General features: G+C 67.2%; 17 protein-coding genes. 11 read left to right on the top strand and 6 right to left on the bottom strand.

The annotated features are described in order from the left end of the window. Nucleotides 1-91: 91 nt before the first annotated feature. Nucleotides 92-2,038 (bottom strand): acyl-CoA dehydrogenase family protein, encoded by a 1,947-nt coding sequence (locus ABT115_RS19115; RefSeq protein ID WP_351790939.1) that lies wholly within the window; start codon nt 2,036-2,038, stop codon nt 92-94. Between the two features lie 610 nt (nt 2,039-2,648). Here ABT115_RS19115 and ABT115_RS19110 point away from each other — a divergent pair. Next, nucleotides 2,649-3,356, top strand: coding sequence for an alpha/beta fold hydrolase (locus ABT115_RS19110; RefSeq protein ID WP_351790937.1), 708 nt, complete (start codon nt 2,649-2,651; stop codon nt 3,354-3,356). A 49-nt stretch (nt 3,357-3,405) separates the two neighbouring features. Continuing rightward, entirely contained in the window at nt 3,406-4,383 is a 978-nt protein-coding gene (locus ABT115_RS19105) for a transposase family protein (protein WP_351790934.1), read from the top strand. 387 nt (nt 4,384-4,770) lie between these two features. Here the strand turns inward: ABT115_RS19105 and ABT115_RS19100 are convergent, their stop codons facing one another. After that, nucleotides 4,771-5,298: a hypothetical protein gene (locus tag ABT115_RS19100; protein WP_351790931.1), complete on the bottom strand. Its 528-nt coding sequence runs from the start codon at nt 5,296-5,298 to the stop codon at nt 4,771-4,773. A 95-nt stretch (nt 5,299-5,393) separates the two neighbouring features. Between ABT115_RS19100 and ABT115_RS19095 the strand changes: the two genes are divergently transcribed. Beyond that, nucleotides 5,394-6,268 (top strand): IS5 family transposase gene (locus tag ABT115_RS19095; protein WP_502969123.1). Its coding sequence is split into 2 segments (ribosomal slippage): nt 5,394-5,783 and nt 5,786-6,268, totalling 873 coding nucleotides; the frame shifts between segments, so codons are not numbered across the junction. Between the two features lie 30 nt (nt 6,269-6,298). Here ABT115_RS19095 and ABT115_RS19090 read toward each other — a convergent pair. The 4 genes from ABT115_RS19090 to ABT115_RS19075 all read right to left on the bottom strand — a co-directional run bounded on the left by ABT115_RS19090 (nt 6,299) and on the right by ABT115_RS19075 (nt 8,902). Next, nucleotides 6,299-6,682 (bottom strand): VOC family protein, encoded by a 384-nt coding sequence (locus ABT115_RS19090; protein WP_351791068.1) that lies wholly within the window; start codon nt 6,680-6,682, stop codon nt 6,299-6,301. 157 nt (nt 6,683-6,839) lie between these two features. Further along, nucleotides 6,840-7,073 (bottom strand): DUF6087 family protein, encoded by a 234-nt coding sequence (locus ABT115_RS19085; protein ID WP_351790926.1) that lies wholly within the window; start codon nt 7,071-7,073, stop codon nt 6,840-6,842. A 3-nt stretch (nt 7,074-7,076) separates the two neighbouring features. Continuing rightward, nucleotides 7,077-7,637, bottom strand: a complete 561-nt coding sequence (locus ABT115_RS19080; protein ID WP_351790924.1) for a GNAT family N-acetyltransferase — start codon at nt 7,635-7,637, stop codon at nt 7,077-7,079. Next, nucleotides 7,634-8,902 carry an NsdA family TPR-like regulatory protein gene (locus tag ABT115_RS19075; protein ID WP_351790922.1) on the bottom strand — a complete coding sequence of 423 codons (1,269 nt, stop codon included), beginning with the start codon at nt 8,900-8,902 and terminating at the stop codon, nt 7,634-7,636. The genes ABT115_RS19080 and ABT115_RS19075 overlap by 4 nt, the downstream gene beginning before the upstream one ends. 252 nt (nt 8,903-9,154) lie before the next feature. Between ABT115_RS19075 and ABT115_RS19070 the strand changes: the two genes are divergently transcribed. The 8 genes from ABT115_RS19070 (at nt 9,155) to ABT115_RS19035 (ending at nt 14,398) form a co-directional block, all read left to right on the top strand. Then, nucleotides 9,155-9,583 carry an ATP-binding protein gene (locus tag ABT115_RS19070; protein WP_351790920.1) on the top strand — a complete coding sequence of 143 codons (429 nt, stop codon included), beginning with the start codon at nt 9,155-9,157 and terminating at the stop codon, nt 9,581-9,583. A gap of 92 nt (nt 9,584-9,675) precedes the next feature. Further along, nucleotides 9,676-10,029 (top strand): DUF6415 family natural product biosynthesis protein, encoded by a 354-nt coding sequence (locus ABT115_RS19065; protein ID WP_351790918.1) that lies wholly within the window; start codon nt 9,676-9,678, stop codon nt 10,027-10,029. 329 nt (nt 10,030-10,358) lie between these two features. Continuing rightward, nucleotides 10,359-10,559 carry a DUF5999 family protein gene (locus tag ABT115_RS19060; RefSeq protein ID WP_351790915.1) on the top strand — a complete coding sequence of 67 codons (201 nt, stop codon included), beginning with the start codon at nt 10,359-10,361 and terminating at the stop codon, nt 10,557-10,559. Further along, complete coding sequence (locus ABT115_RS19055; RefSeq protein ID WP_351790912.1) at nt 10,556-11,212, top strand: hypothetical protein; 657 nt, start codon at nt 10,556-10,558, stop codon at nt 11,210-11,212. The genes ABT115_RS19060 and ABT115_RS19055 overlap by 4 nt, the downstream gene beginning before the upstream one ends. Before the next feature lie 337 nt (nt 11,213-11,549). Further along, nucleotides 11,550-12,488, top strand: coding sequence for a radical SAM protein (locus tag ABT115_RS19050; protein WP_351790909.1), 939 nt, complete (start codon nt 11,550-11,552; stop codon nt 12,486-12,488). Continuing rightward, the gene (locus tag ABT115_RS19045; RefSeq protein ID WP_351790906.1) at nt 12,485-13,120 is read left to right on the top strand and encodes a dTMP kinase; all 636 of its coding nucleotides are present in this window, start codon (nt 12,485-12,487) and stop codon (nt 13,118-13,120) included. The genes ABT115_RS19050 and ABT115_RS19045 overlap by 4 nt, the downstream gene beginning before the upstream one ends. Next, nucleotides 13,113-13,598 carry a phosphohexomutase domain-containing protein gene (locus ABT115_RS19040; protein WP_351790903.1) on the top strand — a complete coding sequence of 162 codons (486 nt, stop codon included), beginning with the start codon at nt 13,113-13,115 and terminating at the stop codon, nt 13,596-13,598. Before ABT115_RS19045 ends, ABT115_RS19040 begins: the two co-directional genes overlap by 8 nt. Then, nucleotides 13,598-14,398, top strand: coding sequence for an STM4013/SEN3800 family hydrolase (locus ABT115_RS19035; RefSeq protein ID WP_351790900.1), 801 nt, complete (start codon nt 13,598-13,600; stop codon nt 14,396-14,398). The genes ABT115_RS19040 and ABT115_RS19035 overlap by 1 nt, the downstream gene beginning before the upstream one ends. Nucleotides 14,399-14,402: the final 4 nt, after the last annotated feature.

Here is a 14,402-nt window from a genome sequence, read left to right as displayed (position 1 = left end):
TGGCGCGTAACCACGCCCACCGGGCGACCGTGGTCTGCCGCGGCACGGTGCAGGCCGTCATCGACGGCTGCCCCGCCCGGTGGTCCGCGGTTCAGCGAACAGGACGGTGGACGTTGTCCCGAACGGACGGTCCGGGAGCGGTGTCGGCGATCCAGGGGCCTTCGCCGCTCGGATCGATGATGCCTTCCTCCAGCCAGGTGTACGCACCGGACAGAACGCCCTCGACCATGCGCCGGTCCAGGTCGTCGGTGTTGGACCACAGTCGGGTGAAGAGTTCCTCGACCCGGACGCGAGACTGGCGGCAGAAGACGTCGGCGAGCCGGTATGCCTCGCGGCCGTGGTCGTCGGAGGAACGCAGCAGCTCGGCGCGGACGCAGGCGGCGCTCATCGCGAAGAGTTCCGCGCCGATGTCGACGATCCTTCCGAGGAAGCCCTGCTTGGTCTCCATCCGGCCCTGCCAGCGCGACATGGCGTAGAAGGTTGAGCGCGCGAGCTTGCGGGCGGAGCGTTCGACGTAGCGCAGATGGGTGGACAGGTCAGGGTGTCCGGGCGGGTTGAATTCCGCGTACGTACGCGGGAGTTGCCCTGGACCTGTGACGAGCTTGGGCAGCCAGCGGGCGTAGAAGCCGACTGCGTTCGCGCCCGCTTTCGCCTTGGCGGAGAGAGGTTTGTCGGGGTCGATGATGTCCCCCGCAACCTTCAGATGGGCGTCGACGGCCTCACGGGCGATCAGCAGATGCATGATTTCGGTGGAGCCCTCGAAGATCCGGTTGATCCGCAGATCGCGCAGGAGCTGTTCGGCGGGGACGGCGCGTTCGCCGCGGGCGGCGAGGGACTCGGCTGTCTCGAAGCCCCGGCCGCCCCGGATCTGGACCAGTTCGTCGGCCATCAGACAGCCCATCTCGGAGCCGTACAGCTTGGCGAGGGCCGCTTCGATCCGGATGTCGTTGCGGTTCTCGTCCGCCATCTGGGAGGAGAGGTCGACCACCGCTTCGAGCGCGAAGGTGGTCGCGGCTATGAAGGAGATCTTTGCGCCGACGGCCTCGTGCCGGGCGACCGGCCTGCCCCACTGCTCACGGACCGCCGACCACTCGCGGGCGATCTTCAGACACCACTTCCCTGCGCCGACGCACATGGCGGGCAGGGAGAGCCGTCCCGTGTTGAGCGTGGTGAGGGCGATCTTGAGCCCTGCGCCTTCGGGGCCGATGCGGTTCGCGGCCGGGACCCGGACCCGGTGGAAGCGGGTGACGCCGTTCTCGAGGCCGCGCAGGCCCATGAACGCGTTGCGGTTCTCGACGGTGATGCCCGGGGAGTCCGCCTCGACGACGAAGGCCGTGATGCCGCCCTTGTGGCCTGCCGACCTCGGAACCCGGGCCATCACGACGAGCAGGTCGGCGACGACACCGTTGGTCGTCCACAGCTTCACGCCGTCGAGGATGTAGTACGGTCCGTCCGGAACCGCCGAGGTGGCGAGCCTGGCCGGGTCGGAGCCGACGTCCGGTTCGGTGAGCAGGAACGCCGAGATGTCGGTGCTGGCCAGCCGGGGCAGGAAGGTTTCCTTCTGTTCCTGGCTGCCGAAGAGTTTCAGCGGCTGCGGTACGCCGATGGACTGGTGGGCGGAGAGCAGCGCACCGATCGCGGGGCTGACGGAGCCGACCAGGGCGAGGGCCTTGTTGTAGTAGACCTGGGTCAGGCCGAGGCCGCCGTACTTCGGGTCGATCTTCATCCCGAGGGCGCCGAGTTCCCTGAGGCCGTTGATCACCTCATCGGGAATCCTCGCGTCACGCTCGATGAGGGCGCTGTCGATCCTGGTTTCGCAGAAGTCGCGCAGCCGGGCGAGGAACGCCTCGCCACGCCGGACGTCGTCCGCGGCCGGCAGCGGATGCGGATGGATCAGGTCGAGCCGGAAGCGCCCGAGGAAGAGTTCCTTGGCGAAACTGGGCTTGTGCCAGTCCTGTTCGCGCGCGGCCTCGGCCACTTGGCGCGCTTCACGCTCGGTGACCTTGGGCGTGTTCTTCGGAGCGGATGGTGCGGACATGAGGAGCTCACCTCGCCGCGTTGTGGGGTGGGCGGACTCGGCCGGTCCGCGCGGAGCGCGCGTGGGCGCCTGCCGAGCCGTACCAACCGGTGCTACTTGTCCTGATGTACCCGATTACCGGCACTCCCACCATCCCCCGGACGCCGATCGGGTCCGGAGCCACTCCACTGGCCAGCCCCGCGGTGACACGGTGGTCAGGCCGTGGGCGGGGCAGCAGAAACGGCCGGAGCCCCCGCACAGTGGGCCCCCTGCACCGCCCTGACCTGCGGTTTTCCTCTAACCTGCACGAATGCTCAGCGGCTCGGCCCGTATCAACCCGTCCTGGCCCGTCCCAAGCCGTTTCAGCCCGCTGTGGTTTTCCCGTGGGAACACCACATGGGAACCATGACCGCGACGTCGCCCTGGCCTGCGGTTACCTACCCTCAGGGCTTCACGCCCGTGCCGGCCGCCAGGACGACCAAAAGCGTTACGGAGACTAACGGCGTTGTCGGCTATTGAAGATCGGGGCCGGAACTGTGTGGCTGAGAACCCGAGCTGCTGACTGGGGATGGTGGTTCGGCTGCTGGTGAACGCCAATCTCCGGCAGGACCCGTCCGCATATCCTCCGGACATGGTTGATCAACGCTCGGTCGACGTTGGCGAGGTCCGGCTGGCTTATCAGACGTCGGGTCCTCCGGATGCTCCGCCGCTCGTCCTGTTGCACGCGCTGGGTGAGGATGCCACCGACTGGGAGGCGGTTGTGCCCGCCCTCGCCCGGAGTCGAAGGGTGTACGCCCTCGATCTTCGCGGTCACGGCCGAAGCGACTGGCCGGGGGACTACTCACTCGAACTTATGCAGGCCGATGTGCTCCGGTTCCTGAACGCACTGGGACTTGGAACAGTGGATCTGATCGGGCACTCCATGGGCGGGATCGTGGCCTACCTGCTCGCGGAGGACCATCCGCAGCGGGTGAGCCGGCTCGTCCTGGAGGATGTGCCGGTCCCCCGTCCCCGGGAGCCGAGCACCCCGGCCAGGCCGGACGGCGCCCTGACCTTCGACTGGGAGATGGTGCTGGCCGTCAGGCGGCAGATCGACCAGCCCGATCCCAGGTGGCTGGAGCGACTCGGCCAGATCACCGCCGAGACCCTCGTGCTCGCCGGCGGCCCACACAGTCATGTTCCCCAGAGCGGTGTCGTCGAGCTCGCCCGCCGCATCCCTGGCGGGCGAGTGATCGCTATCCCGGTTGGACACCTGATCCACCACGCAGCGCCGGAGGCGTTCACCGAGGCGGTTTCGGCGTTCCTGGAGGAAAGCTTCCGTCCTGCCCGCCAAGCATGAGAGCGGTCACAGGCCGTGACGTGGGGGCGGCCGCACGGGTTCTTCGAGTGTGACCAAGAAGTGGGCCCGTGCGGCTTTGTCCCATCCTGCCTTCACAGGCGTCTCGCGTGCACATCTCGGCGGTTTGATCGAGGAGTTGGCCGGACCGTGGCAGGCCCGGCGGGAATCGGCATTGCATCAGCGGCGGGGAGGGAAGCGTCACCGTGCCGCTGGGGCCGGCCGCAAGCACGAGCTGGTGTTCACCGACCGAGTGTTGGTCGCGCTGGTCCACCTGCGCACTCAGCTCCCGCACGCCGCGCTCGCCGAGTTGTACGGGGTCGGCCGCTCCACCGTCACCGAGGCCATCGGCGAGATCCGCCCGCTGCCCGCCGACCGCGGCTTCGCTGTCCCCGGCCAGTCTGGACTACGCCTGCGAACATTGGCCGACGTGTTCGCCTACGCCGATGCGGAGGACGTGACCTTGCGGATCGACGGGACCGAGACCCAGGTCCGCCGCCCGAAGGCCCACCGGCCGGGCCGCTGCGCGTTCGTCTCCGGAAAGAAGAAGCAGAACACCATGAAGACCACCACGATCAGCGATGGTCAGGGCCGCACCCTGTGGTCCGGGGCCGACCGGCCCGGAAGAATGCACGATCAGACCGCGATGCGCACCGAAGGCATCGCCGAGCAATTCCGTCTCCACCGGGACGTGAGAGCCGAGGTGGATGAGGGTTACCGGGGTCTGGCGAACGAGTTCCCCGAACAGGTCAGTGCGCCGCCGAAGAAGCCGAAGGAAGACGCCCCGCTCGGTGACCAGTACGCCTGGCGTGAGCAACGGCGCCGCCAGTCCTCGGCTCGGATCTGCGTCGAACACGCCAACGCGGAGCACAAGCAGTGGCGCCCGCTGCAGCGCTTCCTCGGCCGCCGCGAGCACTACCCGGCCACGCACCGGGCCATCGCCGGCCTGGTCTCCGACCGAGCCGCCCAGCGGCCCACCCGCCGCAAACCGAGCACCGAACTCGTTCCCGTCAGCCCGATGACCTGCTAAATCACCCACCAGCCGAACTCTCAGGTCATCACGCCTCAACATCAATAGCCGACAACGTCGTAACTGTGCCTGGCTCCGGCTCTCCTACCTCCGCTGCGTCCGGATCGCCCGGCGCAGCGTACCGTCCCAGCACGGCGCCTCCAGGCGCACGCTGACCAACGCCTGGAAGGAGGCCATCGAGGAAGCGCGGTCCCGTCTACTGCCGCCCCGGTCCGGCCGGGACTGGCCCCGAGCGATCAAGAAACCGATGCGATGGCCGATCCTGAGAACCCGGAGCGGCCGCAGCAAGGTGGCACCGGGGCGATGGGCACACAATCAGACCACCAAACAGCGCAAACACCGGTGCGCCGGCAGACCCGTGCCTCGCGCTCAACCGCCTTGACCTCCCTACAGCTGGTCCCCCCTGCTGGGTGGTTCCGGAGGATGTATCCCGCCACCGTCCTTCATGTCCGTCTCGCAGGTGCGTCGGTCGTAGGACTGGTCATTGGGGATCAACAACACTCCGGCAACCTGCTCAAAATGCTCGACGGCGAGCCAGTCGTCGCCCGTGAGGGGATCGTCGGCCGGCCCGAATGCCTGGGACGAGTAAACCGTCTGACACCCCAACGCCACACGCTCCTTGTCGACCGCGCAGGCGTCCACTGCAGGGTCGGAATATTTGTCGGCGCCGTCGAAGCGGAAGTGGAAGTGGACCCGGTCACCTTCGGAGGGCACCTGCGGGTGGGGCTCAAGGCGCCAGTCAACGACTGCGGCGGTGACGCCGAGAGGCTGCCCATCCGTGTCCACGACCTGCACCCTGGCACCGGCCTTACCGCGCTCCGCCGTCGTGTCGGTGCAGCCCCAGGAAGAGCAGCCGGACAGGGCGAGAATCACCAGAGCCAGCGGGGAAACGGCGAATACCCGTGCGGGTAACACTGAGATGACCTCCGGTCGGGGTGGGGCGGGGCAGTGTATCCCGGGGCCTAGGGCGTGTATCGAAAGTAGATCTTGAGGTGGGATGATCTTGCTTCGTGGCACGTGGAGATCTGACGGATGCACAGTGGGCCCGCCTGGAGCCGCTGTTGCCCCGGGGCAGGAAGCCGGGCCGTCCGCCGATATGGACCAGGCGACAGCTGATCGACGGCATACGGTTTCGCACCCGTACCGGCGTCCCGTGGCGGGACGTGCCGGACCGGTACGGGCCCTGGGCCAGGTCGTACGACCTGTTCCGCCGCTGGCAGCGGGACGGCACCTGGCAGCGGATCTTCGCCGAACTGCAGGCCCAGGCCGATGCCAGGGACCTCATCACCTGGGACCTCAATATCGACTCCACCGTGTGCCGGGCCCACCAGCACGCCGCCGGGGCGCGGAAAAGGGGGACCTGCAGAAAGAGCCGCCCGGCGGGATCGGGGTCGAGCCGTACGACCACGGGCTCGGCCGATCGCGCGGCGGCCTGACCACCAAGCTGCACCTGGCCGTTGAGCAGGGCCAGCAGCCGATGTCCATCGTGATCACGGCCGGACAGCGAGGCGACTCCCCGCAGTTCGAGCCCGTTTTGAAGAAGGTCCGCGTCGCACGCCCGGGTCCGGGACGTCCACGGTCCCGACCCAAACGGGTCCGCGCCGACAAGGCGTACGCGTCCCGCAAGAACCGCGCCTACCTGCGCAGGCGCGGTATCCGCTGCACCATCCCAGACAAGGCCGACCAGGCCCGTAACCGCAAGAAGCTCGGCTCGCACGGCGGCCAACCGCCGAAGTTCGACCCCGAGGACTACAAGGCTCGCCATGCGGTCGAGTGCGGCATTAATCGCCTCAAAAGGCACCGCGCCGTGGCCACGAGATACGACAAGCTCGCGGTCCGCTACGAAGCGACCGTCCTCGTCGCGGCCATCAACGAGTGGCTTTGATCAGCATCGGCAGAGCTCCGAGTGTGAGCCTTAAGAAGGCATCGCTGCGCGGTCAGACTTACTACGGAGAACACAGAATTCGTTGCCTTCGGGGTCCGCGAGGACGGCCCAGCCCGAGCCATCGGGTTCTCGGCGATCGGCGACAAGGGTGGCACCGAGGCCCAGCAGCCGATTGACTTCCTCCTCGCGCGAGGTCGTCGGACGCAGGCACAGGTGGATCCGGTTCTTGACTGTCTTCGGTTCTGGCACCTGGTTGAAGTGCAGCAGCGGACCCTCCGGCAGCATCACGTCGATCTCCGGGTCGCCCGGTTTGTCCTCAGGGTGCAGCGGACAACCGGTCACCTCGCTCCAGAACCGGGCCAGCTCATAAGCATCCGCACAGTCGATCGCCACGTTCTGCAACACCGAAACCATGTACGTGATCTTGCCCGAGCGCCGCCACACCGTTCAAGCTCCGGTGTCACGTGCGCCATCACATTCGATACAGGCCCTAGCAGCTGCGGGTGATGGCGACGAGCGCCTGCGGCGGCGAAGCCGAAGCGCAGAGGAACCCTGTGAAATGGGCGGGTGCTTAAAGCAACTGCATTGGCCAGCCTCCCTCCTCGGCCGCGGCGTGGTCGTCGGCCACACCAGAGGGAACCCACCGGTGCCCGTCCCACCCCAGCATCCTGCGCGACGCATCCGGGTCTACGTACTCAGCCCGCGCGGGGCCTTCACCGAGAGGGACGGCCCTGCGCGCGCCGGGCGCGGGTCGGTGGGCGTCCCGGCGTGCGGCCCACTCGTCCGACGGCTCGTCAGTGCGCAACGCCTAGTTCTCAGCCAGAGCGACCGAGCGCAGCATGACCGAGAATACGGGCGAGTCGGCAAATGGCTGCTGATCGCCCAACTTGCGGTAACCCCACGCCTCATAGACAGCTTGGACGGCGCCGTCCCCATTGAGGGGGTTGACGAGCAGCGTCACGCGCTCCTCGGTCCGGTGAGTCAGCCATGCCTCATGCAGTTGCCACGCGATGCTCCGCCCCCGCCACGCCTTGCGCACCACGATTTCGTTCAGCGCGACGGTGCGCTTCCCGTTTTCGGCCATCAAGGCGGCAGGCAGGGGCGTGAGCATGCTGCCCCACCACTTGGTGTCCGGCGCCAGGGCCGTGCCGAAGCAGAACCCGACGACGTCGCCGTCTTCGTACCCCAGCACCGCCGTCCAGCCGGGCCGGGACGCGTATGCGGACAGCCGCTCGTCGAAACGGTCAACGTCGTAGAAGGGGCCTGTGAGCCCGAAGTCACGTCGGCGCACTTCCACGTGAGTATCAAGGATGTGCTGCCGGATGTCGGGTAGGTCCTCGGCGGTGTAGTGCACTACGTCGACCGTCACCGGTGCTTTCCTCCTTCGGCGCGGCGGTCTGCCCACTCGACCGCGATGCGGGATTCGGGGGCTGTGCGGGTCAGGCCCCGGCCAAACTGTTCCAGAAGATTCCCTGTTCGCCCAGTCATCCGTTTGCCCGATGCAGGCAGGTGGGGAAGCACTGTCGCGTAGGCCTGCTCGAGCTCGCCCTGGGCCAGCTGGCTGAGAGCGAGATTCAACCCGTAGTAGGTGCGGTTTCGGCGGTACTCCGGGCGTAGCCGCGCCAGAGTGCGGTGTAGGTGGGCTTCGCTCTCTGCGTGTTTCCCCAGCCGACCGAAAACCAGGGCGGACAGGCCGTCCAGTTCTGCTCGGTCGAAGAACGCCATCCAGGAGGCACGTTCCCCTTCCTGGTCTGCTCGCGCGTAGGCCTTCTCGGCGACCTCCAAGCTGCGCAGGGCCGGCGTGGGGTCACCGAGTGCGGATTGAATGCCCGCCAGGCGAGCGCTGGCGAGAGAGCGGAAGAGGGGGTCCTGCCGACAGATGTGCTGCCTGGTCCCGGCCTCGGCCGCGGCCAGGGCGTCGGGCAGGTGGCGTTGTTGGTAGGACAGAAGTGCGGCGTGGCCCCACAAGCGCATCTGCATCTCGCTGCTCCCGGCCATACCTGCCAGCTTCATTGCCTGATTCAGATGGCCGCTCGCACGCTGAGTTTCCCGTGAGTCGACAGCCGCCCAGAGGGCGGTGCCGGTGAACGCGGCAGCAAGGTAGTACAGCCGCTGACGCACGCGGGTGGCTGCGTGGCCGACGGCTTGCAGATCGAGTGCGTGCTGAGCATGGGCCAGAGCACGAGTCTCGAGCTTCACGTTTATGCCCGACTCGTTGTCAGCCTGAACGAGTTCCACGAAGTTGCGCTCAAGGCGGTCGGCGTCGGTCATGCCCACCCGCCGGGAGCCGCTCGACGGTGTGGCTGGCAGCAGGGCGGCCGCTGCCAGGGAAGCGGTAGCAGTGGTGAAGGTGCGTCGCCGCAAAGGATCCTCCGAAGGTGCTCGTGTTCGCCCGGCAGGAGGGATGAAGCCCAGTTCCTCCGCGGTGACTCCGAATTCTTCTTCGAGTACGACCCGCTGTCTTGCCTGCGGCCATCGGGTTTTTCCGGTTACCCAGTTCCGGACATGGCGGTCGGTCAGCTTTCCAACCTGCCCGGTCAGGTCTTCGATCCGCTGGTTCAGACGGTTCGCTAACTCGTCTTGTTTCAGCCCGGCACGTTCGATCCGTGCCGCTAAGTGCGGATTCCCCGTCATGCATCCACGGTAGAGCTCCAGAGGGGTCCAGCGAAGGCGCAAGGTAAAAATTTCCGGTCGGTCGCACTGAGCCGGAAGCCGTAATTACCTGTCAGCGCTGTCTAGCGGCGCGGTTACCTCTTCTCGGAACCTCGCCGCATCGTCTGCGGCTGGGGCCTCTTCCTCGTCAGCTCCATGGCCGTTGCATGGGGTGTCAGTCCTGACGGCACAACGACCTGGTGCTCCCTCTCCCTGACCGAAGGACCCACCACGATGGAACCCGCCGCGGCGCTGCTCGCCTCGCGCGAGACGCGTCTGTTACTCCCAGCCGACCCCAGCGCGCTGAAACTTGCCCGCATCAACGGGCGGATGAGGCTCGCGATGCTGAGCTGGCACGGTAATCAGCACGCCGCGATCGACGTGCTGTACGTCCTGGTGAACAACGCCCTCGAGCACGCTCTCTCACCCGGGGAGACGCAGCAGGGCCCCGAGGTCTGGTTGCGTGTCACCGAAGCCCACGACCTCATCATCGACGTCACCGACCTGGACCCGGAATTCCCCAACTTCGACCAGGCAGTGGCCGGAGAGCTGGGACACGGCCTGTGGGGCGCCAAGCACCTCGGCGCCGCCATCACCTGGTTCCCCGCTGACGGCGGGAAGACCGTGCGCGCCACCATGCGGCCAGAGCGGGTACCGGCATGACTATCTTTCTCACCGCTCCGGTACTGCAGAAACGAGTCGTCTCTCCTACGTCCAACGTCCCGAAGTGGACACCGCCGCTCGACCAGGACGACTTGAGGCATGTCCTGCCACGGATCACCGCGTGGTCTCCGCTCGACGTCGAGGCGATCTTTGACGACCTGGACACGACGATCGGAAACCAGCCGCCGCCCAAGGCCGCGACCCCAGCACTTGCCGAACGCCTGCGTAGCCATCTGAAAAGGCTCAGCGCAATCGCGGTAGCCGACACCAAGTTCCCGCCCACCGATGAAATGACGCAGCTCATCGAGCGAGGACGCCCCATGCAGGATGCGCGCCTACCAGCCGACCACCAGCAGGCCGTCGGGATGGCTCGACGCATGGCTTTCGTGACCTCCGACCTCGTCGAAAAACTGATCGAGGCTCGGTACATCAAGGACGTCGCATGACGCCTCGAACCGGTCGTCTCCACGCCGCTGCTTTGTCGCTCCGTGGAGACGACCTTCCATCGGGGTCCTCCGGGTCCGCCTCGATCGCCCCGCCCCTGCACCGGCGGGCGCCGATCGGCGGACAGCACAGAGGACCGGCTCACACTCCCCCGCCGATCACGGGTGTGAGCCCCGGTCGCCCTCTCCCGCTCCCCCGTGAGGGCGACCGGCCTGCCCGACAGCTCCTTCCCGAAACGCCCTCTCCGGCGATCCAACTCCGCTCCCCCGCGGTTCGTGGTCCAGCCGGAGAGGGCCCCCACCGCAGCACGTCCGAGAGGAATACGACGCACATGTGCCAGCACGAGACTCCCTGCCCCAGCGCGGGCGCGTCGGATCGCGAGGCGGCCAGGACCGTGGCAAGAGACGACGTTTTGGGCTGGACATTGCTTTGCAACGGCGTATTGCTCTTCGGCGACACCGGCGAACTGCTGCCCGACGGCGCGATCATTCCCCCGCGCCGCCCCACTGCGCTGACAGGAGCAGCCGCATGAGCACGGTGAGCCTCCTCGTCCCATACATCACAGCCCGCGAAGGCGAGGAACCCGAATCGATCCTGGCCCTGCGCGCCACCTTTGACCGCGCTGGCCGGTCAGCTCTGGGCTACTGGGACGAGAGCCGAGAGGACCGCGATCCGCGGGGTGTGCTGTGGGGCCGGTGCTCGCAGTTGATCGGTCTGAACGGGTTGCCGTCCGGGCGGCCGCAGTGGCGGCTGATTCACCCCGCCAGGCAGCGCGAGACGATGACGCGGCTTCACTGTCAGATCTGCGCAGGCCCTACCAGAACACCGGAGGGCTACCCGTTCCTGGAACCCGCTGCCAAGGGCGTTCCGCGGCCTGGGGATATCCTCCGCACCGCGCAGCCCCCGGTCTGTCTGGCGCACCTGCGCGTCGCAGTTGAGCAGTGTCCGCACCTCCAGAAGGGCTACACCGCCCTGATGGTGCGCAGCGCCCCCCTCTACGGGGTCATCGGTACGCCTTACCAGTGGACCGCCCACGGGATCAAGGAACTGGCCGGCAACGACACGCCCATTCCCTACCGAACGTCAGAGCTGCGGTGGTTCCTGGCCTCACAGCTCGTTCGCTGCTTGCAGGACTTCAAGGTCGTCGATCTGGATGACCTCACGACGCTCGACTCGATTGCCTGAACGTCCCGGAGGGCCCATGTTCCGACGCGTGTGCCAAGCTGCCGTCTTCCTGGTTGCCATCGTCCTGATCACCGCCGCCGCCGGGTGGTGACGCACGCCGCTTCACGGCGCGGGATGCCCGCGGCTCCCGGCAGTTTCCTCCAGGAGCTCGGCGCCAGATCTCCTCCCGAGTTGGCTCCCTGAAAGGCCCCCTTGCTTCCTGGGGACGCGCGCACAGACCCGTTTCGACTCCTTGGAGGCCACCTTGAAACCCATTCCTCTTCCCCTCACTCCCTCTGGTGGGGCGTATGACGTCACCGCCTTACACAATTTCGCGGCGCTCCGCGGGCAGCTCCGTGTGTCCTTCACCCCGCAGTGCAACGCGCTGTGCTGGTTCTGCCACAACGAGGGCGATGTGCCACCTCCCGCAACGCACCGAGACCGCAGCCACAAGCCGCGCGAGCGGCAGTTCGATTCTGACGCGTTCCTGCGCACCATCACCAGCCTCATGGAGGCAGGGCTCAAGCGGGTGTACTTCACTGGCGGGGAGCCGCTCGTATCCCGCTGGGCACGTCCGGTCCTGACGCAACTCCCCCCGAGCACGCCGGACTCCACGTACACGCTCATTACCAATGGCCTATTGGTCCGCCGGAATCAGGAGTGGCTCGCGCAGACGCCGCTCGACAAGATCAAAGTGAGCCTGCACTACTTTTCCGACGAGTCGCTGATGGAGATCGCCCGCGTCCCGCAGGGCATCGGAGCGATCCTCGACGGCATCGAGGCCGCCCGGGAAGTGGTCCCCCGTGTCGAGTTGAACACGCTTCTGCAACGCCAGAACGAACACGAGATCGAGGCCATCCTCGACTACGCCCTGGAACGACGCCTGCCTGTCCAACTCATCGAACTCGTCGATACCGACTACAACGAGTCCGGTTCCTCAGCAGCTGTATCAGCCGAGGGCGCCATCCGCTACCTGCGCAACCTCACCAGCGACGAACACACCGAGATCGCCGGGGTGGGGCAAGGACGCCGCGTGTTCCGTGTCGACGGCGTCGAGATCGACGTCATCCACCGCGACCTCGGCAGGCACCACGTCGGCCAGTGCGGCACTTGCCCCATGCGCCCCAAGTGCGTTGAAGGGTTCTGGGCCCTGCGTATCGACCACGCCGGCGGACTCCAGCCGTGCCTACTGCGCGATGACCTGCGCATGGATCTGCGCAAGCACCTCGACGAACCTCGCGCCCTGACCGCAGCCGTCGCCCGCCACATCGCCGCCTTCACGGAGGGAACCCTGTGAACCTGCCTGTCACATACGAGCCACGCCTCTACGACGGTTCCAAGAAGCCGTTCATCGTCCTCGAAGGGGTGTCCGGCATCGGGAAGTCGACCCTTGCCCGGCTGCTGGCCCACCGGCTCCGTGCGACGAGCCTCCACACGCTGCCGAAGCCGCACAACGACTGGTCCAAGCCCGTCAACAATCGCCTCGCGTCTCTGCCGCAGGTCGCGTTCTACCTGTCCGGCCTGATGCACGCCTCCGACTGTGTGCGCAAATCTCGCGTGGCCGGCCCGGTCATAGCCGACCGCTATCAGGCCTCGGTGATCGCCTGCCACGCCACAGTACGCGGCATCCCGATCAAACACGTACGGCAGATCGCAGAGCCGTTCCTGTCCTACCTGGTACAACCGACCGTCACGTTCTACCTGCGCTGTTCGGAGGAGACCCTCCGAGCCCGCATGAGCACCAAGGGCGACCTCAAGCAGGACGACACCGAGCTGTTCAGCGTCCCCGGCCGTCTCAGGCAGCTCCTGTTCAACTTCGAGACCGTCGCGGCCGACGATCCGAGCGCCGTGTGGGTCGACACCGAGGGCAAGACACCCGACCAGCTCGTCCACGAGATCGCGCAAACCCTGGAGCGCACCCGTGCTTAACCCGATCGACACCGCGGCCGTCCTGCGGGACGGCCGCGCTACCGGCATCCACCCCGTGCAGATCCACACAGGCGTCGCCTGGTGGCTCGGCGCGTGTCTGGTCGTCACTCAGAAAGCCCCCCGAGTCGCGGTTGCCCACGACGGCGACCCCGTCAGCACCGAGTACGCCGCCCGGTTCGCCCGCGGCGCCACCAACGCACAGCACCACCGGTGTCACGTGACTGTCGTCGTCGCCCCGGTGGCCGAGTCCGAGCTCCTCGACATCGCCCACGGCCTGGGTCAGGCACCCAGCGCGTACATCACCCACCGCTCGGGAGAGGTCTCCATGGCCTTGTTCGACGCGAAAGGCGAACCCCTCACCGAAGAATCCGGGGTAGCGGCAATCCGGATGCTGATCGACGAGGACCGCGTCCCGATTCCCGTCAACGACGCCGCCCGCGGCGTCATCGTCGAGTACCGGAAGGAAGATGAGCACTGATGGAGACGATCGATGCGGCTCAAGTCATCCGCTCCGGACAGTCCATTCTGTTCGTGACCCTCGACTCTCTGCGCTACGACGTGGCTGCCACCGCGATGGCCGCCGGCGACACCCCGCATCTCGCCCGGCTCCTGCCGGGACAGGCGTGGGAGCGGCGATGGACCCCCGGCACGTTCACGCTCCCCGCGCATACGGCGTTCTTCTCCGGGTTCCTGCCCAAGCTGCCGCAGCCCCACCAGCCGCCGCGGCTGTGGGAATGTCGGCCGCCCGCCTTCAAAGACGTCGACCCGCAGACCTTCGTGTTCGATGCGCCCAACCTGCTGCAGGGACTCGGCTCCCACGGCTACCGCACAGTGTGCGTGGGCGGCGTCACCTACTTCTCGCGGGAGACACCGCTCGGCAGCGTGCTGCCCGACCTGTTCGACGAGGACCACTGGCGTCCCGAGTTCTGCTCCCCCGAGCCGGACTCCACCCGCCACCAGGTCGACCAGGCCCTCGCACTCGCCGATCAATACGCCGGGCGCCCGCTGTACCTCTTCGTCAACGTGAGCGCAACACATGTCCCCCACGGCCACTACATCGGCCAGAGCACGGACACCGCCGCTTCCCAACAGGCGGCGCTCGCCTATGCCGACGAGCATCTGGGCCGCCTGATAGATCAACTCACCGCCGCAGGGCCGTGGCTGGTCATCATGTGCGCCGACCATGGCGATGCGTATGGCGACGACGGATTCCAGGGCCGCGGCATCGCGCACCCTAGCGTGACGACCGTGCCGTACGCCGCCTGGTATCACACCTGACCGC

Origin of the sequence: Streptomyces sp. NPDC001832, from assembly GCF_040297265.1 — a bacterium.
In the GTDB taxonomy this organism is placed as follows: domain Bacteria; phylum Actinomycetota; class Actinomycetes; order Streptomycetales; family Streptomycetaceae; genus Streptomyces.
Note: the sequence above shows the minus strand (reverse complement) of the source record. Positions and strands in the feature narration are given on the sequence as shown.